This window comes from Microvirga guangxiensis (assembly GCF_900102135.1).
In the GTDB taxonomy this organism is placed as follows: Bacteria; Pseudomonadota; Alphaproteobacteria; order Rhizobiales; family Beijerinckiaceae; genus Microvirga; species Microvirga guangxiensis.
In genome coordinates this window covers 17,719-37,912 of the sequence record NZ_FMVJ01000013.1, presented here as the reverse complement: position 1 = coordinate 37,912, position 20,194 = coordinate 17,719, and the positions used below count along the sequence as shown (strand labels likewise).

The following is a 20,194-nucleotide window of genomic DNA, read 5'->3' as shown; positions in this document are numbered from 1 at the left end:
TGCGCCCACCATGTCTGGAGATCACTTCGGGAAAAGGTCTTTCCTGTGCAAGAGCCGGTTAAGTCTGGCGAGCGCTTGTTCGACGGCGTCAGGTGCAATGGGAGAGCGCCACTCATGAGGATGGCGCCGTTCGCAGGACAAGCTTGCCCGTGGTCTCGCCCGACTCCAGGGCTCGATGAGCCTGAGCCACGTCCCCCAGCGCAAAGGAACGGACCTTCGGCACGGCAATGCTCCCCGCTTCCACCCAGGCTGTCAGGTCCTTTACGGCAGCCTGCAGAAGGTCGGTGCGGCCGAAAAGAAATGACAGGTTGAATGCCACCACCCCTTTGTTCTCGGTCGTCATCGATAGCGGATTGAACCGTGGCATCCTGAGCATGCCTAACGCCGCCTTGAGATACTTGATGCGCCCACCTTGCTTAGGCAGCAGGGTGTGAAAGCCGTAGACCAGCAGCTTTCCCGTCGGCCGCAGGTGCGCAAAGCCCTGCGCCAGGGTTTCGGGGCCGTTCGCATCGAAGATCAGATCATAGCCATCAGGGCACTGGCGCTTGGCTTCATTCCAGAGCGGTTGAGTGGACTTGTCGATGATGGCATCCGCGCCGAGTTGGCGCACATACGCGACCTTGTGGCTGGCTCCCACCACGCCGGTCACGTGCAGATCGTGCAGCTTACACAGCTGGACGAGCGCCGAGCCCACGCCACCGCCGGCCGAATGCACGAGCACCCTCATGCCGGGCCGGATCACCACGTTCTGCAGCAGGCCATGATAGGCCGTGAGGTGGACGACGAGAAAGCCTGCAGCAGCCTCAAAGTCCAGCGCTTCGGGTTTGGGCCAAACAAGATCGGCCTCCGTACAGACATGGGTGGAATAACCGTTGAAGAATGTGATCCCGAACACCGGATCGTTGGGCTTCACGTGAGTGACGTCACGGCCGACCTCCTCCACCCGGCCGGCATATTCAAAGCCTGGCGTGATCGGCCAGCCCACGAACCGGCGGGCAGACTCATACACGCCCCAACGCACGCAGATGTCGGCGTAGTTCACGCCCACCGCCTCGGTACGGATCAGGATCTGGCGATCGCCCGGTTTCGGCGCTGGGTGGGTTTCGAGCTTCAACTGCTCGTACCCTCCGGCTCTGTAAATGACCACCTTGTGCATCAACTCTGAACGTCCATCATCCGCCATGACCTGCGTAGGCGCTGGGATATGAGCACTCCGGGACAGACGATTGAGCCTTGTTAATGCGTGGCTTGGATGATCGCCTGATCCGGAGAGCCGCCCAACGGGGTCCTCACCCTGAGGCGAGCGCCTTACGCACCTCCGGCGCAACCCTCGTCCCCAGGATTTCGATCGCCCGCATCAGCGTGGCATGGTCCAGGACGCCGATCGCCATCTGGATCAGGAAGCGATCGAACTGGAAGATCTCATGCGCCGCGAGGATCTTGTCCGTGACCTCGGCAGGGCTTCCGACGAACAGCGCCCCGCGCGGCCCCCGGGCCGTGTCGAACTGGGCCCGGTTCGTCGGCGGCCAGCCGCGCTCCCGCCCGATCCGGTTCATCACCTCCGCCTGCGGCGCATAGAAGGTGTCGGCCGCCTCCTGGGTAGTATCGGCGACGAAGCCGTGCACGTTGATGGATGTCTTCAGGCTTGCGGGATCGTGACCCGCGCGCTGCGCCGCCTGCCGGTAAAGATCGAACAGGGGCGCGAAACGGGCTGGCTCGCCACCGATGATGGCCAGCGCCAACGGCAGGGCGAGTACCCCTGCCCGTGCGACGGACTGGGGCGTCCCGCCCACGGCGATCCAGATCGGAAGCCTCTCCTGGAAGGGCCGCGGGTAGACGCCCCGATCCGCAATCTGCGGCGTATGCTGCCCGCCCGGCCAGCTGACGCGCTCACCGTCGTTGAGCCGCATGAGAAGCTGCAGCTTCTCGGCAAAGAGCGTGTCGTAGTCGTCGAGATCGTAACCGAAGAGCGGGAACGACTCGATGAAGGAGCCGCGCCCGGCCATGATCTCGGCGCGTCCTAGGCTGAGATTGTCGAGGGTGGCGAATTGCTGGAACACCCGGATCGGGTCGTCGGAGCTCAGCACCGTCACGGCGCTGGTCAGCCGGATGTGGTTGGTCTGCGTCGCCGCCGCGGCCAGCGCGACGGCCGGTGCGGACGCTGCATAATCGGGCCGGTGATGCTCGCCGAGACCGAATACATCGAGGCCCACCTGATCGGCGAGGACGATCTCCTCCACAAGGTGGCGCAGGCGCTCGGCCGGGCTGACGCGCCGCCCCGTGACGGGATCGGCGCCTACGTCACCGAAGGTGTAGAGTCCGATTTCCATCAGAATGGTCCTTCTGCAAGTCTTCGGTTGCGCCATTATCCCGCTAACATGAACCCGGCCGCCCCTCAAACGGCAACCCAGCTGCTGCCCTGAGCGGTAGAGCTTCGCATGAAGAGAGTGCTGGGGCCGGTGGATGTGTTGGGGTGTATGCCCCTAGCGGCCTTGCTGTGCCCCAGTGGAGGTGTTGATGAGCACCACTTGAGGGAGGCGTCCATGGGAGAGGTTAGTACAATTGGTTTGGACTTGGCGATGAATGTTTTTCAGGCTCAAGGAGCCGGTGCATCGGAAGCGGTGCTGTTCCGCAGGAAGCTGCCGCGGCACCAGGTTCTTACCTTCTTTGCCGCCCAGCCGCCCTGCACGGTGGCCATGGAGGCCTGCGGCAGTGCGCACTACTGGGCGCGTGAGATCGGCCAGCTCGGGCATGCCGTCCGGCTGATCCCGGGAGCTTAGGTGAAGCCGTTCGTCAAACGGCAGAAGAACGAGGCAGCGCCGATGCCGAGGCGATCTGTGAAGCAGTGCAACTGCCCAACCATACGCTTCGTGGTGCCCAAAAGCGACGAGGCTCAAGCCGCAGACATTGTGTTCCGGGTGCGTGATCTTTTGGTGGAGCAGCGGACCCAGATCATCAATGCCCTGCGCAACCATCTGGCCGAGTTTGGCATCGTAGCGGTCAAAGGCTCGGCTCGTGTTCCGCACTTGGCGCAGGCTGTCGAAGATCCAGAAGAGCCAATCCCGGAACTCGTCCGACCGATCCGAAGATGCTGATAGAGACACTCCGGGGACTGGACGAGCAGATCCCGCGTCTGGACCATGAGATCGGCAAGCTGGCCAGGGAGAACGAGGCAGCGCGCCGGCTGATGGCGATTCCCCGGGTGGGCCCAGTGACCGCAGTGGCTCCGGCAGCCCTTGCTCCGCCTGCCAAGATCCTCAAGCGCGGTCGGGACTTTGCAGCCTGGGTCGGGCTTACACCCTTGCGGCGTTCGACCGGCGGCAAGCCGAAGACACTGTCAACTCGGCGCCACGGGAACAACATTGCCGCGCGACTTATCCCGTTTAGACTACGAGCGTGGCAGCAGTAGCATTCCGCCAAGCGGCAAAGGCGCGATCACGAGCAGCGCGGTACTCATTGGCGGAGAGGCAATGGCGGCGGAATTGGAAGTGTTTGTGGATCCGAGTTTGAGTGGCGAGGAACTGCTGGGCGTGCCTGACTGACCTAAACCGCCTAATGTAGCGTTCGCGCCGTCGGGCGAGTTGGTGCGAGACCTCACTGCGGTTGTTCAGATACCGGCTCTGCCGATGCTCTGCACTCGGCAGAACCGCGCGTTTGGCACACCATAAGATCCAAGTTTGTCGGTCATGACCAACCCTGGACACGTAGTACAAACCCGTCAGCAACTTGCGAAAGAAGCGCATGGCCGCTCTCGTGTTCCGTCGGCTCTGGACCAGCACATCGAGCACATTCCCGTTGCTGATTAACGGCTCGCCAAAGGTAGTGCAGTTTGCCTCGGATGCGGACAAACACCTCATCCAGAAACCACTCGTCCGCGGGTTGTGACCGACGCCGCTTGAGCGTGTTGGCGTAGGTTCGTCCAAAGCGCAGGCTCCATTTACGGATGGTCTCATGGTTGACCACAACACCCCGCGCCGCGAGGATCAACTCGACCTCGCGACGGCTGAGGCTGAAGCAGTGATACAACCAGACCGCTTGTTTTATGATCTCGGCCGGAAAGCGGAAGCCGCGGTAACGATTGGTTGTCGTGCTCATGCCCGAGACCCTGCCACAGACCCGGAACTCTCGCCAAGTTGACATTACCTATGTGAGGGCCGCAGTGGCGACCATTGCGCCTATGCGCTCAGCCCCATCGATCTGATCCCCGACTTCATTCCCCTGCTGCGCTATCTTGAAACGTGGTCCTCCTTCCGGTTGCCGTTGCTCTGGTGATCAGGATGGTTCCTGTTTCCCTTATGACGGAGTTTCGTGAGGAGGCGCAGAGGCGATCCCAGAATCCGGTGAGCCGATTGGGAGCGGCAGCAGGACTCCTGCTCTGGGTGCTGTGGGCTCACCATACCATCAGCTCAGACGATACTCCGGCCGCAAGAACATCAGCGGCGAAGCCGCGGGGTTCCCGCAGCCTTCACATCGCCACCGATGGCAGCGTTGGTCCCGATCGCTGGCCCCTGCCGGCCGCACTTGTGCCGGCGCAGGTCTGTACCCGGCGCCGGCGCATCGGCCTTCACCGTACGAAGATTTCCAATCGGGCTCGTAGTCCCTGTCAGGCCGGCATCGAGGATCTCCCGCACGATCCGGGTTCGCGTTGTTGCACTGGGCGCGCCGAGGACCACACCAACAACACGCCTGCCACCGCGGATAACCGAGACGGCTACGTTGAACCCTGAGGCACAGACATAGCCGGTCTTCGTCGCCTCGAGGCCGGCATAGTCCTCAACCAACTTGTTAGTGTTCTTGAGAATGCGGCCATTGACGGTGACGGCTGAGGTCCGGAAAAGCTCAACATGGTCCTCATGGTAGCTCAGGATCGCTAGCATCAGCACAGCCATGTCCCGCGCGTTGCTCACTTGGCGGTCATGGTGCAGGCCGCTGGCATTGACGAAGCGTGTCCCGCTCATCCCGAGACGGCTTGCCTCCGCATTCATTGCGGTGACGAACGCTGTCTCGCTTCCACTGACAGCTTCCGCGATCGCAACCGCCACGTCGTTGGCACTTTTGACCATCATGACGAGGAGGGCATCCTCCAGCCGGATCGAGGTGCCTGGGGAAACGCCGAGCTTGGACGGCGCCTGGCCCGCAGCCTTGGCACTCAGGATGATGGAGCTGTTCAAGCTGAGCCGGCCCGACCGAACCGCTGAGAGGGCAAGATGGGCTGTCATCAGTTTGGTGAGGGAGGCCGGATGCCAGGAGCGGGTTGCCTCCTGGGCAGCGAGGATATCGCCGGAGGACGCGTCCAGCAGCAGCAGCGGCGCCGCGCTGCTTGGCGCGGCAGAAAGGACCAGGCTGGCGGCCAGCAGAAGCGAGGACAACTTCATGCGCCGATGGTTGACCGAAGCGCAGCCATGCGCAAGCCCTGATTGCCCTCCGGCCCCAGTATTCCAGTCTTGCCATTAGCGCTGGATTGCGGGCAACCGCTTCAAAGCCTCGCGATACTCTATGAACCGCCTATACCGCCTCTTCGAGCACCTTGCGCACACTTGCAAGCGACAGGCCGAAGTGCTTGGCAACTTGGTTGGGAGCCACGCCGGCCAGGAGAGCGGCCCGCACAGCTTTGCGCTGCCCCTCCTGCAACGGGGAAGAGCTTTTGGCAGATCTCGGAGGTTTGGCTTGGCTGGTACGTCGTGGAGTAAGTCGATCCAGGAAGGCTCTAGTCTGTGCCGCCGCCGCCTCCAGCTCAGGCCGTCTGCCCTGGCCGTTCTTCAGGCGGTGCTCCACCTCCTCGACGAGCTGGTTGAGCTGCTGGGCCAGTTGGGCATCCGACAAACTGGCGAGCGCCGACGGCCTGGCCGGAACCGGTTCGGACGAGGGCGTCGGGATGGTCAAGGTGACCTCGAACAGATCGAGCGTGCGCGGTGAAGGACCCTTGTTCTGCATAGACTTTATATGGGTATCCAACGGACCTGGTCCAAGGTTCAGGAACTCGTCCCATTGCCGCTTCTAACGCGATCCCTGTTCCTGGAGCGAGATCCCGGCCGGCACCTTCAGCTCCCCCTCTTTCCCATTCAGGTCGATGAAGCGGCTGTCCCTTGGGACAACGAGCCCTTCTCCGATCTTCGGCAGCTTCACCAGCGCCGTACAGGTCACAGGGGACTTCCCGCCCGATGAGGTTTCCGTTCCGGTAAAGCGCGCGGCGGGCTGACCCGATCCGTGGAGGCGCCCTTCAATCCGCATGCTCTGATCTGGGAAGGCCCATATGAAGCGTTGGCCTGTCTGTTCCCACTGGCCCGGCCACTCGCCCGGCTTGGTGCGGGAGGCATCGAAAATGTAGGGACTCACCTCATCGTTCCCCAACTCGCCTCCCCCGACCCCGCCGCCGGGATAAAAGGTGATTACGAACTGAGACTGATCAGTGGCCCGAATGCACTGCCAGAGTGAACCGGCCAAGCCGTTATCGTCAGCCAGGGTCGAGGATAATACCAGGACGATCCCGGCCGCAATGCTGGCGGCGCCTCTCATGATGCTCTCTCCGGTCTGATCGGGTGCGGGAACAGCACGTTAGACCACCGTTCGTGACCAAACCTTGCGGTCGCGTCCGCGGATAATTGCCGGAAGAAAGACGGTCAGGATGCGGGGTTGGAGCGGTCGGGATTGCTGCCGCTGGATTCGAGCAGGCACACCAGGGCAAAGAGGCTGATCACCGCCACCAGCTCCGCACTGGACAGGAGCCAGGATGGCGCGCTCCCGCGGAGTGGCCCTACCGCCAGGAGCGAGAGAAAGAGTGCAACGCCTGTGCCCCACATCAACCTGCGCAACCGCCTCTTGAGAGCAGGGTGCAGCCTTACCTGACGAAGGATGAACGGCCAATGACAGACTAGCATACGGGTTGAGGAACAGCTTAGACGATATCCCATGCTCTGTAGCGGGAGCGACACCTCCCTCAGCAAATCGCTCTCGCTAAAACGGCGGAGGATCAACGCCAGAAAACTCTCGCCCCATTACTGCTTTGCCTGGTCGTCCCGCATTTGGGCAGCTGAGCTACGCGCCACGACGGCTCCATTGACCCAAGTCATGACAATATTGCTGCGTGTCGCATTCAGGACGAGCTTCTGGAACACATCCTCGATCGTATCCAGATCTGGCAACCAATTGATATTCGATCCGTGAGCATTGAGATCCATCACCAACGCATCGAACTTAAAGCCGGGAGCAAATTTGCCGATCGGAAGGCCCAGAGCCTCGCCGCCGCCGACCGTTGCCAGCCAGAAGGCTTCCGCAACCGAGATCGTTGAACCTGCCAAGCCGCGCTCTTCGGGTGGCAGATGCGGATCGATACCACTGTGTCGTGCTCGGGAGGCCAACAAGGCATGACGGCACCCGTCCAGAACGGACGGGCTGTGTCCTGCAGAGATGTCACTCCCGAGCCCGACCCGCACGCATTTGTCGAGTGCCGCCCGCAACGGGAACACGGCATTGGCGAAGTAGAAGTTCGAGAGTGGGCAATGTGCGATAGCAGCCCCCTTCTGCCGGATCAGCGCGAGGTCTTCATCGGTAACAAAATTCGAATGAGCCAAGATGGTGTTTTCGCGCAGCAGCCCAAACTGAGAAAGGACTGCTGTGTCAGTCGCCCCAAACCGCTCCTGAACGAAGTTGCTTTCCCAGTCACTTGCCGAGCAGTGGGTCTGGACCAGGCAACCCGTCTCTTCTGCAAGCTTTCCGAGGCCTTCGAGCAGTGCGTCAGTGCAACTTGGAATGAACCTTGGTGTGATAATGGGGTGGACGAGCGGGTCCTCTTCGCCGGCGCGGTCTCGGACACTTTGGATGAAAGCACGGGTTTCGTTCACCGCGGTCGAGGCACTAGCGTCCCGATAGAAGTCCGGACATTGTCTGGCATCATCCATCGCGACCTTACCAACGAAGGCTCGCTGCCCCTTCGCGAGGCAGATCTCGGCCAAGGCCAGGGAGGCTTCCAGGTGGATGGTCGCAAAGTAAACGGCAGTGGTTGTGCCGTTGGCAAGCAGCGTCTCCACCAGAGCGGAGTAGACCTCGCGTGCGAATGAGAGATCGGCGTATCGCGACTCGAGAGGAAACGTATATCTCTGCAACCACACCTCAAGAGGAGCATCCAGAGCCTTCCCGAGCTGAGGCCATTGGGGGGCATGGATATGCAGATCGACGAGACCCGGCAGGAGAAACTGACCCTCCTGAAGCTCGGTCAGGTTTCCCTGGCGCTCGGCCTGAGCTTTGATCTCGGCGAAGCGCGGGTGGTCCCTCGGGAGGATCTCGGATATCCTACCAATCGCGTCGACCAGAATAAGGACATCCTCCAACGCTTCGAATCTTCCACGTGTAGGCGTATGAAGCGCAGTTCCCGCAATAACCCTGCTCGGCACTGATCATCCCTCCTCATCAGGCGACGGAATGTCATATGTCGTTGCGCTGGCTAGGCAAGCGATTTTGGTCCTGACCCATCACCTCTTCTCTTCGAGGTCCTGGATGTCCCCCGCGACCTTCGGCATTGCGGACTGCTGGCTATCGGGCTGCATCGGCGGTGTGAGCACCGATGCGGTATCGGTCTCCGTGGAGACGGTGAGGAAGGCGAGGTGGGCCTCATAGGCTTTGTCGCAAATCCGAGGTAGGGGCGGGAAGGTAGCAGATACCATGCGCCGCGCTCATGCAGCGAGCAGGTGAAACTGCTCGAAGAGTGATGGCTGCGGATTGCGGGCATACTTCCCCTGCTGTTTGCGCGTCATGTGAACCATCTCAATCCCACCCAAGATCACGCGAGCGCAGTTCGAAGACCTGAACCCGAGCATCGGGCGAACTCGCTGCTTGATGGCCCGATGACCCTGTTCGATCAGGTTGTTGAGATACCGGCTCTGCCGGATCCGGATCGGCTTCAGCTTCTGCTGTGTTTGGCCCTACAGGCGGTCTGTCGTGTCATAGGACACGATCGCCTCCCGATTGGTCGGGCTGCCATCGATGTCGATCCTCTCGGGCCGGCCATGTCGCTTCAGCGCTCGCGACAGAAAGTGCCTGGCAGCATTAAGGTTTCCCGCTCGCAGAACCAGAACTCGACGGTGTCTGCGTTGCTGTCGATGGCACGGTACAAGGACATCCAGCGGCCGCGGACTTTGATGTAGGTTTCATCGATATGCCATCTGCCGGTGACCGGGCGCTTCCTCTGATTGAAGCGCTCCAGCAGTTCGGGTGAGTAACGGATAATCCATCTGTGGATCGTGGCGTGGTCGACCGAGATACCGCCCTCGGCCATCATCTCCTTAAGGTTCCGCAGGCTCAGATTGTAGGCGAGGTACCAGCGCCCGCAGAGCCGGATAACCGACCAATCGAAATGACGGCCTTTAACCATCTTGCACCTCCGAAGCCGGCTGGAGGCATAGACCGAACCGAATTATTAATCGGCTTGCGACAGCTCCTGGAAAAGGGGGCGGCATACCGGACATAGGGCCGTTCGACCGAGGCCGAACGAGACGAGTTGATCCTATTTCCCGGCCGGCTCAACGATGCCGGCTCTGGTGCGATCCGCGCTGCGAGCCGGGCGCTCGGAAGCCCTCGCCTCGACGGGTGCGTGATCTATGCCAGTGGTCATCCCCGTCCGATGCGGCTTTCGGCTATGCATCTTACAGATATCCGCGAAGTGACCTATTCCTATTCCAATGGAGACGGTGAGCCCTACAGCCTGTCGGCGGCCGCGATTTATGCCGAACTGGCAAGGCCGCTGGCGGAGTAGTCGCTTAAAAGCGCCCATGTGCCCGTTCGTCTTGAGAAGGGCGATCTCTACGAGATGTGGCGCGACGTCACCCCGGTCCCGCTCGACGGGTCTGGCAGTTCCGCATAGATAATCCCGTGCGCTGTCAAACGGGCTGCGGGTGTCATCGATGCCGGTCCAATCTTACCAGGTCCAAGGATGTGGTACACCGCATGGCCGGAGGCGAGCAGATAGTCGGCAATGATCCGGCGGTGGCAGCGCCACCACACCGATTCGGCGCACATGATCGCCGTGATGTTCTCGCTGCCGAGGGCGGTTAGGCGTTCGAGGCCCTCTATGAATCGGCTCGTCAGGGCGTAATCTGCATAGTTCCGGAAGCTCGTATTCTCCCAGAAGCCATTGGGGGAGGGTTCGGTCTGGCGCTGCCTGCCGCGCAGCCCGCCGAGTTCGGCGATGTGCTCATATCTGATCTGATAACCTGCGAGGCTCCCGGGCAGGGTATCGCGGTTGAACTGCGGGTTCGTCCGGGAGCGCGGAACCGTTCGGACATCCGCCACTAGGCCCACTTTCGCCTCACGGAGGAGATCCACGAATTCCGGAATGGCCCGGGTCGAGTGCCCGATGGTGTAGAACGGCTTGATCATTGCTGAGTCAATGCGGACTTGAAGGAGCGGTTGCCTCTGCCAGCTTTTTCTTCGGACCTCTAATTTCCTTGAAGCGACGGGTCATGTCCCGCATGACGGCGGTAAGTCCCCCCACATCCGCCCTGCTCGTCCTTAAGCGGCACGATGGTAAATTCCAGCGAGATACGAAGACGTCCTCTGCCTCCGCATCGTCGTTGACGACGCCGCGAGCCCCACGGACCATGAGACGATTGTGCCTCTGCATGATCAGCCGAACCGCGGCCCCATCCGTGTTGCGGGGCAGCTCCACGAGTGCTCCGTCATCGAGTGTATCCAGCGATGCTGCCGCAACCGCTCCCATTTGCATAGCCAAGCTCCTGTTGTTGCCTATTGATGAGACATCAGGACAAAGGTTCCCGAACCGCACGGGATGGCAGATCCTTTCAAGATGATTGATGTCTGGATGATGGAAGCGGGCGAAGCATCCGCGTCTGGGCCGCCGATTCTGGTCCCGCTCCCCCTGCCCCAGTCTGCGTTCCGCTTTCCAGGTGCGCATGCAGGCGGCGGTGGATCAGTGGAAATACCAGTCCCAAAGCGAGCCCCCAAAGCAGTTGGGCTAGCAGCAGCCCGGCAGCTGGATAGCCGCGCAGGATGGGCTGATCCGGCAGCCATTGCAGTAGCGGAATGGGCCCAAGCATCCAAAGGACGAAGCCGAACGCCATCCCAAAGAGCCAGCCGCCTCGCGGATCGTTCGCCGCCCGCTGGAACAACCAACCGTACAGGGTGCCACCAAGGAGCATCAAGACCGCGTAGGCGACGCCAGCAACCGGTACGAAGGCGCCGGCGGCCTTGGCAGGCGCATCCAGAGCTTGGAATACGGTGAGAACAACAAGGGCTGGGGCAGTGGCGATCATACCTGCGATGGCGCCTGCGAGACGCGGTCGCTGGGCTGGTCCAGCATCGAGGCCATGAGCCTGCAGCATTCTAAGCATGGAGCCGCCTCTCTTCTTGTGCAGGGATCTTCGACGCCTCTTCCAGCACCGCCTCGATGCTCGGGTCTTCGCTAAGGTCAGCTCCGAAGAGGCGCACGAGGTGCTGATAGGCGAGGCCGACCATTCGCGGATCGCGGTTGAGGTCAAACAGGCCGACCGGATTGACGTTGCCGATCGGTTCCCGCAGGGCGATGTCCCAATCGACTTGGTCGGTGAGCGAGTACCAGGTGAAGCCCACGACCGGCACACCTGTCTGTCGGATGAGCTGCACGTTGTGCCATTGGCGCCAGAGCCAGCGCGGTCCGTCGCGGGCATCCATGCGGTTGGTCTCGGTGTGCATCATCGGCCGCCGGTAACGCTGGTAATACTGGCGCGCGATGGCGTACCAGCCGAACAACTCACCCAAAGCCTGCGCGTGGCCACTGCTGTCAATGAGCTTCTCATTCCACTCGTAGTAGTCGACGCCGAGGATCGAGCGGCCGCGCACGTCCTGCTGCATGAACCAAGCGTACTCCTCGGGTGGCATACCGTGCTGGTGGAGGTACGTCCGCATGCCATCCTGCACCGGACGAGCGTAGAGCAGATCCAGCGGAAGAAAGCGCCGCTCGTTCTCGAAGGCGGCGATGAGTCGGATTTCTGGATCAGGGCAGCAGGGCTGAAAAAACTCGCCGCTTTCGCTGTTGATGAACACTGCATCGGGACGCTCAGACGCAATCGCTTGCATCATCAGAATATTGGCCTTGGCGAGATGACGGACGGCGGTGACGAAGGCGCGCTCATCCTGGCACTGTTCGTTCCATAAGCCTTCGAGGGCGCTGAGCTTGGCGCACACATACATTTCGTTGACAGGGGTATAGAGGTGCACCCACGGATACCGTCTAGCAAATGCCTTGGCGTAGTCGGCAAGCGCCTGCGGCACCTCCGGGTTCTGAAAGTTCTGCAGCCAGTCGGGCAAGCCGAAGTGGCACAGGTCCATGATCGGCACGATGCCGAGCTGGCGCATCTCGGTGGCGACCTCATCCAGGAAGGCCCAGTCATAATGGCCAAGGCTGTGATGGATCAGGTGCAGGGGAGGCCCGTAGCGCAGATAGCGCAGCCCGAGATCCCGCACGAGTTGTAGGTCGGTGCGCCAGTGGCGGTAATGGCCGCAGGCCGCCATCTGGTCCATGCGCCAGCGTCCCCCTTCAAGCGTAGGGTAGCTGCACTCGATGCCGGTAGCGAACATAAACCTGTGCCCGGCCGGATCAGCCGACACATTGGACAACGGACGTAATCTGACAGGTTGGCCGGCCAGGCGTGGCGGGCGGTTCGCCCGGAAGCCGACAGGTCGAGTGTAGAGGAGGCCCAGTACGCTGCCCCAGATCAGGTGGCCAGTCGCGATGGAGAGCGGTTCGTGCATGCCTCCGCCCAACCCGAACAGGCCCGAGGAAGAGAGCTGACCACTTTGGACAAGCGGGTACATGAGATCAAACTGCGGATGCATGATGAAGATCGCCAGCGGCATCGGCACGAAGGCGAACACCATGCCTTGGAATGCTGGACGCAGCGGCAGGACGGACCAGAAGAAGTAGGCGTAGAACACGGCCCAGATCGCACCGACGAGCAAGTGAACCGCCATGCCGGTCAGCCAGGCTTCCCATGGGCTCGCGTTGGGAAGAACCAGGGTTCCAAGCGTCATGACAAGGTCAAAGAAAGGTACACCAGCCCAGATCAACAGCCGGGCGACGATCTCCCAGGCGACGGCGCCTGCCATGCCGGCCAGGACCGCCTTTGAATAGGCAACCGAGCGGATCATGGTGCCCTCCTCTGAGTTTGGTGAGGCCCTTGGGAATGACCATTGGATCGGAAAAAACCAGGATGGTTCCCCGCCGGCGCTCGATCAGCCCTAATGTGCGCCTGACGATGCCTTGGCGCATGATCTCGTCGACAGGCGGGAAGGCTTGGAGGGCGATCTCTGGGATCGCTTCCCCGCCGGCCGCTTGTGTGAATACGCTGTAGACTGAAGAGCGGCCAGGCTGACCGACGTTGATCCGCCCGACCATGCCGGCATGCTCGTTCTGGACGCAGTAGAAGTCGTAGATACCCTCGACGGTCAACGTGACTGAGAAGCTCTCGTTCGGCAGGAGGTAGTCCGAGTTCCAAGGCTCAGCGCCCTCAGGAATGCGCTGCGGGCGCTCAAAGTTCTTCCAATGGTAAGCTGTGGCCGTGTGGGAATTCCCGGATCGAGATTGATCCAACGGATCATCTGACTAGGCTGGATGCGCAGGCCAATCGGATCGAACCAGACCTGCGAGCCGTCCCCTGGCCCTGCATACGAATCTCAACCGGTTCCCGAGCCAATGGGATTCGAGGAAGCGCCAGACCGGCAAGGAAGCCCCCGCCGATCTGCAGGTCAAATAGATAGATTGCCCTTTTTCCAGGTTGGAGCAGTCGATACCCACCCGACGACCAGATTGTCGTCGGCCAAGCACGCAGACGGAAGTGTTGCTTCCGATCCGTGTGCGACTAACAGCCCTCTTATGCTCGGCAATGGGCGCTGAGATCGGCTATGCATGACTTGTGCTTTGTTCGTGTGGAATGGACGCTCGGCCCCACATCCACCCTCGAAATCTTGACGGTGCATAGGCGGATAGGGAACAAAACGACGGCCGCCCAGCAAGAATGCCTGCGACGAGGCTTGCTGTCGCAGGCCCTGTTGCGAGGCCGACATGGCCATGGCCAAAGGCATAGACGATGTCCGCGGACGCTCGGGCCGCGCCAATCACCGGCAATCCGTCGGGTGTCGAGGGACGATGCCCCATCCAGCGCGAGATCCGCTCCTCGGGAATTTTCCGAGGCAACTGAGGATAAGTGCGAAGTGCGTGGTCAAGGAGAATCGTCGCTCGCCTCCAATCCGGCGGGGCGCTAACACTGGCAAGTTCAACTTGCCCTGAAGCACGCAAGCCCTTCAAGGTTAGTGTGTTCGCCATTTTGCCGTCGCTCGGCATGACAGGGATGCATGGAGCAGCTTCGGGATTGGAGATGACAACGTGATACCCACGCTCACTTTCGAGGCTCACACGATCTCCCGCTTGCAACGCTAGCAATTTCGATTGTATCCCCGCGGCAACCACAGCCCGATCGCATGGAATTTCTCCCATGTCAGTATGAACCGCCTGCAGCCGGCCTGCGCGAAGGTCAAACCCGATCGCACGCGCCTTAATGACCTTCGCCCCTAGTGATTGCGCGTGATCTACAAGCGCGGCCACGTACCTACCCGGGTCAACACAGTGAGCTCCTGCTTCAACAAGAGCACCAAACCTATAGCGGTCGCTGAGCGAAGGCTCCTTTGCACGAAGTTGTTCCGCGTTCAACTCACACCAGATCACACCATTATCGCGCCTCAACTTCCAGGCGAGAGCCTCGGCTTCGAATGCGCTGCGATCCGGGTACACGTACAGCAAGCCATTCTGCTTGATGAAGCTAGGTACTCCGGCTTCTTCGGCCAGTTTCGAGTGTCGGGCCGGGGAATCGCGCAGAAGGGCAGATAAAGCCCGGGCCGTTGCCTCAACCTTGGCAACCGTTGCTCCTGCATGAATGAACCGCATCAGCCATGGGAGAAGGCGCGGGAACTCGGAAACCCGGATCGTCAGCGGACCAAGTGGATCCAACAGGTAGCCCGGGACCTTTCTCCACAGCCCAGGCATGGACATTGGGACTACTGATGCCGGACTGATCCAGGCTCCATTGCCATAGCTTGCCGCCTGCTCATGCCCTGGCTCGCCTGGTTCTAGAATGGTCACCCGGTGTCCCTCCCGCATGAGCTCCAAAGCAGATGCGGCGCCAACGATTCCGGCTCCAATTACAACAATGTGCAAGCTCATGACGGCCACTCAACCCTTGTCGGGCGAAAGATGTTTCAAGTACTTCACGACAGATCAGGGGATTTGGTTTGAGCACCCTCGATAAGTGACCCTAACCATGACGCGCCCTACTCGGATAGAGTGCGGTGCGCTTCTGTCCCTGCAGCATTCCTTATGGTGCTTTACCTTCATACGACTACACCGCAGGCAGAGGTCATCCTGTCATGGACAATGCTGTTCGCAGCGAGGATCGATCCTGCCACTCACTTTCATACAGCGATCATCATATCCGTGCCTGTGTTCCAACCGCCCCTGGATCCACTCCGACCTTTGTTAACCAGGAAAATACTGGAGGAAGGCGATCTGCGATGGATTCGACGGCAACATCGAGAAAGCATGGCTCCTTGAGACTGAACGCCTCTTCGAGCGCAGTCTCCAGTTGCGCCGGTGTCTCAATCCGATAGCTCCTGATGCCGTAGACATCGGCAAGCTTGCTCATGTCGTAGGCGCCGAAGTCGACGCTGAATGTCCCGTCGTTGCCGTTCCCAGGCGCATGGACGCGTTGAAGCGCCTTGATCCATCCAAAGCATGCATTGTTGAAGTGGATCAGGACGGCCGGAATGTTCAGTCGAGCCAGCGTCTCCAATTCGCCGGCAGACATACCTAGCGAGCCATCGCCGAAGAGAGCAACGGGTCGTAGCTTCGGCGCCGCAAAGTATGCTCCGACGACGGCCGGAATTGCGTATCCAAGCCCCCCGAAGAACCGCGGGATCACAAGCTTGGAGCGCGGATCGTGCAGCCGAAGAAATCTCGTCGAGTATGGTGTCGGTGTCCCTGCATCAGACACAACGTGGCACGGTGCTGGAAGATGGCGGTTCAGCGCTTCAATAACACGTTCCGGGCGTAGAGGTATGCTGTCCTCCTGCAGGAGCGGTGACATCACATCCCAGAACTCGGCTCGCTTGACGTTAATCTCGTCCACCCATGCTCTGGGGTCGGCAGCGAGACTCCCTGGCACGCGCTCAAGGAGATCTTCCATCACGAGCTTCGCATCGCCAACGACAGGTAAGTCGATCGGGTAGGTGTTGGCGATCGTGTCGGGATCGAGATCGATCTGGATGATACGGGTCTCGCCTTGGGGTGAGGGCCACTTCCAGTTCATTGTTGCCACTGACCCCATCCGGCAGCCGACGTAGATCACCAGGTCGGCACGTGCGAGAGCCCAGATCGCATGGGGGTGGAAGCCATTATCACCGATGATCCCGGTTGCGAGACGGTGATCGTCCCTGATGACGCCCTGCCCGGTGATCGTCGTGACAACAGGAATGTCGAGGCGTTCGGCAAATGCCGTGATTGCCTCAGCCGCGCCAGAGCGGTTTGCACCTCCGCCCGCGACGATAATCGGCCGATCGGCGCCGAGGATCGAAGCGATAGCCGTCTCGAGATCGTGTTCTTGTGGCCGTACGCGATAGGACGGAGCTCGGCGGCAGTGCTCCTCTACATGCAGCAAGACCCCGTCGGACGGCATAGTCTCGTACAGGAGGTCCTCCGGAAGTGAGAGAACAACCGCACCTGGGCGCCCGCCGGCCGCCTTCCTGAAGGCGCGCCGTACAACTTCCGGCAACTTTCCCACACGATTGAGGGATTCCGCGTGTTTCGTGATCGATCTGAAGAGATCCTCGATCGGCAATTCAGTCAGGGTGCCGCGTCCAACCCCCGGCTGTGGAATATCATTCACCAGCAGGATCAGAGGCACTGAGGACTTGTTTGCCTCGGCGACACCAGGCAGAGCGTACATTGCACCGGCTCCGCTTGGACATTCCGCGACACCAGGCTTACCGGATAGGCGAGCATAGCAGTCCGCCATGTAAACAGCCGAGCGCTCGTCTCGGCACATGATATGACGCGGCGCGCCCTCAACGCTCATAAGAGCCTTGTAGAACGCAACGTTGGTGTCTCCCGGGACGCCGAAGATAACTTCAACGCCATAATCGATGAGCATCTTAACGAGGGCTTCCGCGCCGTTCATCGTCTGACTCCGTTTGCAAGTTCCATTCATATAATCTGGCGCCAAGCAACACGAGGCTCGGCTGCTCGGCCAGCGACTCACCATGCGCCCCTACGTTCTCTACGGGAGGGATGATTTGCTCAGTGAGGTCCTCCCCGACACCGCTGATCCATAAGTCTTCACTCTGCAGTGCGCAGAGCAGACTGGGCCTCAGCCCCCACCGCTCTTCTAGATTTCCCGAGTTGGAGAACTTCCTGCTCTCAAAATATCATGTCAGGGATCCTTGAGATGCCACGCCGGACGTCTTCCCGAGCTGGCGCCTATCGCATTCAAACCTCGGCCCAGTTCATCTTTCTGCAAGGATGCGTGCATTGCCGCGAAGAGAGGTCTCGCTCACGCGTATGCCAAGGCCGGGACCATCAGGAACAACGACACACCCATTCCGATTGGCAATGCGCTCTTCGAGCACATCCTCGGTCAAGACGTGATGCGGCATGTAGAACTCGCAGCCAAGCGAGATTCCAGGTGTCGCGGCGATGAACTGAGTTCCAGCCGCGAGGGCAACGCCACCTTCCCACAACGTGCCGCCATAGCCGGGGATGCGGGCTGTGTCGGCAATGGCCATCTGCGCCTGTGCCTTCAGGATACCCCCGGCCTTCATCAGCTTCACAGAGATAGCATCGGCGGCTTTGAGCCTGATGATTTCCATCAAATCGTGTGCATCAAAGCAACTTTCATCAGCCAGAACCGGCGTATCAAGGGTTTCAGTGAAAGAGGCCATTGCCAACAGGCATTCGCGCGGGACCGGTTGCTCGATGAATGTGGGACGGAACCGTTCCACGTCCCGGAGCACGGAGATCGCGCCGAAGGGATGAAGAGCCTGGTTGTAGTCAATCCTCAGATCGAGGCGGTCGCCGAAGGCCTCTCGCATCGCCTCCAGATGTACCATGTCCTCACGATGCGATTTCACTCCCGTTTTCACTTTGAAGAGCTGGTGGCCGGCAGGCACCATTTCCGCCATCCGGGCCATGTCGGCTTCAAAGTCGGGGTCGGCGATCGAGAATGAAAGCGGGATTTCGTTGCGGACGCGGCCGCCGAGGAGATCTGCGATCGAGAGCCCGCAAGATTTGCCGAGGATGTCAAACATCGCCATCTCGATGGCAAGCTTTGCCTCGCCGTGGCCCACCAGCGCCTTGTCCATCTTATGTGTAAGAGCCCGGATTTCCTTGACCGGCGCACCGATAACGAGCGGACGCAGATAAACATCAATCGCGGCAAATGCCCCTTCAGCTGTGCCGGTGAAGACCTCCCACGGCGCCGCTTCTCCCCATCCGACGATCCCCGAGGTCGATGTCATCTCGACCAAGACGCGCTTCACCGTGCCTTTGATGTTGCCGACGCCCTGCAAGCGAGCCATTTTGATCGGGCTTTCGACAAGGAATAGGCGAAACCGATCGATGCATTCCATCTTCGTACTCCCGGAATTCGGCTTAAGGTAATGGCTTCAGCGCGGCATCCGACCCTTATGAAAGTGGCTTAGGAACGAACGCGTCGCTTCCATGTGCGGATCGTCAATGGTCTGTCGCGCTGGGCCTTCCTCGACCACAACCCCGTCTCGCATGAACACGACCCTGTCGGCGACGTCACGGGCGAAGGGAATTTCGTGAGTGACGATCACCATCGTCATGCCATCGGCGGCGAGTTGTTGTATGGTGAGAAGAACCTCGGAAACCAGTTCAGGGTCGAGCGCCGAGGTCGCTTCGTCAAAAAGCATGACGTCAGGCTCCATTGCTAGGGCTCGAGCGATGGCGACGCGCTGCTTCTGACCGCCGGAAAGCGTCTGTGGCACCTGATAGGCTCTATCGGCAAGGCCGACCTTTTCGAGCTGCGCCATAGCCAGATCCTGGGCTTCGTTGCGCGGCAGCTTGCGAACGTAGACTGGTGCTTCCATCACGTTCTGCAGGACGCTCATGTGCGGGAAAAGGTTGAAATTCTGGAACACCATGCCAGTTCGCGACCGGAATGCCGCCAGTTCACGGCTGCGGGGTGTCTTATGTGACGGCCCGAAAGCAAACGTTGTTTGCCCGACCCGGATCGAGCCGCCGTCCGGCACCACCAGCAAGTTGATGGATCGGAGCAGCGTCGATTTCCCCGACCCAGATGGCCCAAGCAACGCGACGACGCCACCCGCCTCGACGTTGAAGTTGATGTCTTTGAGAACGGTAAGCGTTCCGAAGCTCTTGCGCAGGGCCTTCACTTCAATCATCGGACGAGACGTCGTCATGCACTCACCCTCAACTTACGTTCCCGTCTGCGGACAAACACGGTCAGCGGGAAGAGAATGACGAAGTATGCGACAGCAATCGCCGTGTAGGTCTCAAGTGGGCGGAAACTGTCATGGGCCACCATCTGCCCCTGGTAGACAAGATCTGGAACCGCCAGGACAGAAACCAGCGATGTGTTCTTGAATTGGAGGATCGACTGGTTCATGAGAGCAGGGCCCATACGCCGGAGAGCTTGCGGCAGAATGATTCGACGCATGACGAGCGCGGGTGTCATGCCGAGCGCTGCTCCAGCCTCCTGCTGGCCCGGATCGATCGAGACGATGCCGCCACGGATGATCTCGGCGTAGAACGAGCCTCCGTAGCAGGAGAGCGCCAGGAGCGATGCCGTAACCGGTGTCATCTCAATGCCGACCAGAATAGGCAGAGCGTAGTAGAACCAGATCAGCTGGACGAGGATGGGAGTACACCGAAAAACCTCGATGAATCCGAGGGATACGGCGCGTAGGACAGCAAAGCGGGACAAGAGGCAGATTGCTGCAAGGAGCCCGATTGCTATGCCGCCGACGACAATAGCCGCGGTAAAAGCTATCGTGATGCCTAGTCCTTGCAGGAAGAGCCACCGGTAGCCGAAGAGAATAGAAAAGTCCCATTCGTACATGGATGTGCCGCATGCTGGAGATGAAGCCCCTGCGGATTCTCCTCCTCAGAGGCGGACAA

General features: G+C 60.5%; 24 protein-coding genes and 2 pseudogenes. 5 read left to right on the top strand and 21 right to left on the bottom strand.

All coding sequences use genetic code 11. The features are described 5' to 3' along the window. Positions 1-112 precede the first annotated feature (112 nt). Entirely contained in the window at positions 113-1,156 is a 1,044-nt protein-coding gene (locus BLP10_RS18650; protein WP_091138053.1) for a synaptic vesicle VAT-1 family membrane protein, read from the bottom strand. A 133-nt stretch (positions 1,157-1,289) separates the two neighbouring features. Further along, a complete protein-coding gene (locus BLP10_RS18645) occupies positions 1,290-2,330 on the bottom strand; it encodes an LLM class flavin-dependent oxidoreductase (protein WP_091138050.1) in 1,041 nt (346 codons plus the stop codon). A gap of 249 nt (positions 2,331-2,579) precedes the next feature. Between BLP10_RS18645 and BLP10_RS23700 the strand changes: the two genes are divergently transcribed. The 3 genes from BLP10_RS23700 to BLP10_RS23690 are packed head-to-tail and all read left to right on the top strand — an operon-like array spanning position 2,580 to position 3,409. Beyond that, entirely contained in the window at positions 2,580-2,780 is a 201-nt protein-coding gene (locus BLP10_RS23700) for a hypothetical protein (RefSeq protein ID WP_244510684.1), read from the top strand. After that, positions 2,781-3,095, top strand: a complete 315-nt coding sequence (locus BLP10_RS23695; RefSeq protein ID WP_244510683.1) for a hypothetical protein — start codon at positions 2,781-2,783, stop codon at positions 3,093-3,095. It abuts the gene before it with no gap. Beyond that, positions 3,089-3,409: a transposase gene (locus BLP10_RS23690; protein ID WP_244510682.1), complete on the top strand. Its 321-nt coding sequence runs from the start codon at positions 3,089-3,091 to the stop codon at positions 3,407-3,409. The genes BLP10_RS23695 and BLP10_RS23690 overlap by 7 nt, the downstream gene beginning before the upstream one ends. Here the strand turns inward: BLP10_RS23690 and BLP10_RS23980 are convergent. Together BLP10_RS23980 and BLP10_RS23975 are read right to left on the bottom strand one after the other, a co-directional pair. After that, positions 3,384-3,743, bottom strand: coding sequence for a DDE-type integrase/transposase/recombinase (locus BLP10_RS23980; protein WP_342026206.1), 360 nt, complete (start codon positions 3,741-3,743; stop codon positions 3,384-3,386). The two genes, BLP10_RS23690 and BLP10_RS23980, sit on opposite strands and share 26 nt — an antisense overlap. After that, positions 3,685-4,095, bottom strand: a complete 411-nt coding sequence (locus tag BLP10_RS23975; RefSeq protein WP_342026205.1) for a DDE-type integrase/transposase/recombinase — start codon at positions 4,093-4,095, stop codon at positions 3,685-3,687. Before BLP10_RS23975 ends, BLP10_RS23980 begins: the two co-directional genes overlap by 59 nt. Before the next feature lie 78 nt (positions 4,096-4,173). Between BLP10_RS23975 and BLP10_RS23685 the strand changes: the two are divergent. Then, positions 4,174-4,272 (top strand): annotated as a pseudogene (locus tag BLP10_RS23685) (DUF1232 domain-containing protein); the annotation flags it as partial. Between the two features lie 161 nt (positions 4,273-4,433). Here the strand turns inward: BLP10_RS23685 and BLP10_RS23680 are convergent. The 7 genes and pseudogenes from BLP10_RS23680 to BLP10_RS18595 all read right to left on the bottom strand — a co-directional run bounded on the left by BLP10_RS23680 (position 4,434) and on the right by BLP10_RS18595 (position 9,367). Beyond that, positions 4,434-5,375, bottom strand: coding sequence for a D-alanyl-D-alanine carboxypeptidase family protein (locus tag BLP10_RS23680; RefSeq protein WP_091138047.1), 942 nt, complete (start codon positions 5,373-5,375; stop codon positions 4,434-4,436). Between the two features lie 130 nt (positions 5,376-5,505). After that, positions 5,506-5,934: a hypothetical protein gene (locus BLP10_RS18620; RefSeq protein WP_091138045.1), complete on the bottom strand. Its 429-nt coding sequence runs from the start codon at positions 5,932-5,934 to the stop codon at positions 5,506-5,508. 63 nt (positions 5,935-5,997) lie between these two features. After that, positions 5,998-6,516, bottom strand: a complete 519-nt coding sequence (locus BLP10_RS18615) for a hypothetical protein (RefSeq protein WP_091138043.1) — start codon at positions 6,514-6,516, stop codon at positions 5,998-6,000. 104 nt (positions 6,517-6,620) lie between these two features. Beyond that, complete coding sequence (locus tag BLP10_RS18610; protein ID WP_244510681.1) at positions 6,621-6,812, bottom strand: hypothetical protein; 192 nt, start codon at positions 6,810-6,812, stop codon at positions 6,621-6,623. A 183-nt stretch (positions 6,813-6,995) separates the two neighbouring features. Next, the gene (gene guaD, locus BLP10_RS18605) at positions 6,996-8,327 is read right to left on the bottom strand and encodes a guanine deaminase (protein WP_091138038.1); all 1,332 of its coding nucleotides are present in this window, start codon (positions 8,325-8,327) and stop codon (positions 6,996-6,998) included. Between the two features lie 141 nt (positions 8,328-8,468). After that, entirely contained in the window at positions 8,469-8,660 is a 192-nt protein-coding gene (locus BLP10_RS18600) for a hypothetical protein (protein ID WP_091138035.1), read from the bottom strand. A gap of 9 nt (positions 8,661-8,669) precedes the next feature. Then, a pseudogene (locus BLP10_RS18595) lies at positions 8,670-9,367 on the bottom strand (IS6 family transposase). Positions 9,368-9,493: 126 nt separating this feature from the next. Between BLP10_RS18595 and BLP10_RS18590 the strand changes: the two are divergent. Then, positions 9,494-9,748 (top strand): tRNA-specific adenosine deaminase, encoded by a 255-nt coding sequence (locus BLP10_RS18590; protein ID WP_244510680.1) that lies wholly within the window; start codon positions 9,494-9,496, stop codon positions 9,746-9,748. Positions 9,749-9,795: 47 nt separating this feature from the next. On the opposite strand, the gene BLP10_RS18585 is transcribed toward BLP10_RS18590, so the two are convergent. The 10 genes from BLP10_RS18585 to BLP10_RS18540 all read right to left on the bottom strand — a co-directional run bounded on the left by BLP10_RS18585 (position 9,796) and on the right by BLP10_RS18540 (position 20,135). Next, on the bottom strand, positions 9,796-10,371 hold the full coding sequence (locus BLP10_RS18585) for a DUF488 domain-containing protein (protein WP_091138033.1): 576 nt from the start codon (positions 10,369-10,371) through the stop codon (positions 9,796-9,798). 7 nt (positions 10,372-10,378) lie between these two features. Beyond that, positions 10,379-10,717: a hypothetical protein gene (locus BLP10_RS23675; protein ID WP_244510678.1), complete on the bottom strand. Its 339-nt coding sequence runs from the start codon at positions 10,715-10,717 to the stop codon at positions 10,379-10,381. 76 nt (positions 10,718-10,793) lie between these two features. Next, positions 10,794-11,342, bottom strand: a complete 549-nt coding sequence (locus BLP10_RS18575; RefSeq protein ID WP_091138032.1) for a hypothetical protein — start codon at positions 11,340-11,342, stop codon at positions 10,794-10,796. Further along, on the bottom strand, positions 11,335-13,137 hold the full coding sequence (locus BLP10_RS18570) for a family 1 glycosylhydrolase (protein WP_244510677.1): 1,803 nt from the start codon (positions 13,135-13,137) through the stop codon (positions 11,335-11,337). Before BLP10_RS18570 ends, BLP10_RS18575 begins: the two co-directional genes overlap by 8 nt. Beyond that, complete coding sequence (locus BLP10_RS23670) at positions 13,028-13,579, bottom strand: cupredoxin domain-containing protein (protein WP_244510675.1); 552 nt, start codon at positions 13,577-13,579, stop codon at positions 13,028-13,030. The genes BLP10_RS18570 and BLP10_RS23670 overlap by 110 nt, the downstream gene beginning before the upstream one ends. A 309-nt stretch (positions 13,580-13,888) precedes the next feature. Beyond that, complete coding sequence (locus BLP10_RS18560; RefSeq protein ID WP_091138030.1) at positions 13,889-15,205, bottom strand: NAD(P)/FAD-dependent oxidoreductase; 1,317 nt, start codon at positions 15,203-15,205, stop codon at positions 13,889-13,891. A gap of 262 nt (positions 15,206-15,467) precedes the next feature. Then, positions 15,468-17,213 (bottom strand): thiamine pyrophosphate-binding protein, encoded by a 1,746-nt coding sequence (locus BLP10_RS18555; protein WP_091138028.1) that lies wholly within the window; start codon positions 17,211-17,213, stop codon positions 15,468-15,470. 325 nt (positions 17,214-17,538) lie between these two features. Then, positions 17,539-18,660, bottom strand: a complete 1,122-nt coding sequence (locus BLP10_RS18550; protein ID WP_091138026.1) for an enolase C-terminal domain-like protein — start codon at positions 18,658-18,660, stop codon at positions 17,539-17,541. 36 nt (positions 18,661-18,696) lie between these two features. Further along, positions 18,697-19,476: an amino acid ABC transporter ATP-binding protein gene (locus tag BLP10_RS18545; RefSeq protein ID WP_091138024.1), complete on the bottom strand. Its 780-nt coding sequence runs from the start codon at positions 19,474-19,476 to the stop codon at positions 18,697-18,699. Further along, the gene (locus BLP10_RS18540; protein ID WP_091138022.1) at positions 19,473-20,135 is read right to left on the bottom strand and encodes an amino acid ABC transporter permease; all 663 of its coding nucleotides are present in this window, start codon (positions 20,133-20,135) and stop codon (positions 19,473-19,475) included. The genes BLP10_RS18545 and BLP10_RS18540 overlap by 4 nt, the downstream gene beginning before the upstream one ends. Positions 20,136-20,194 lie beyond the last annotated feature (59 nt).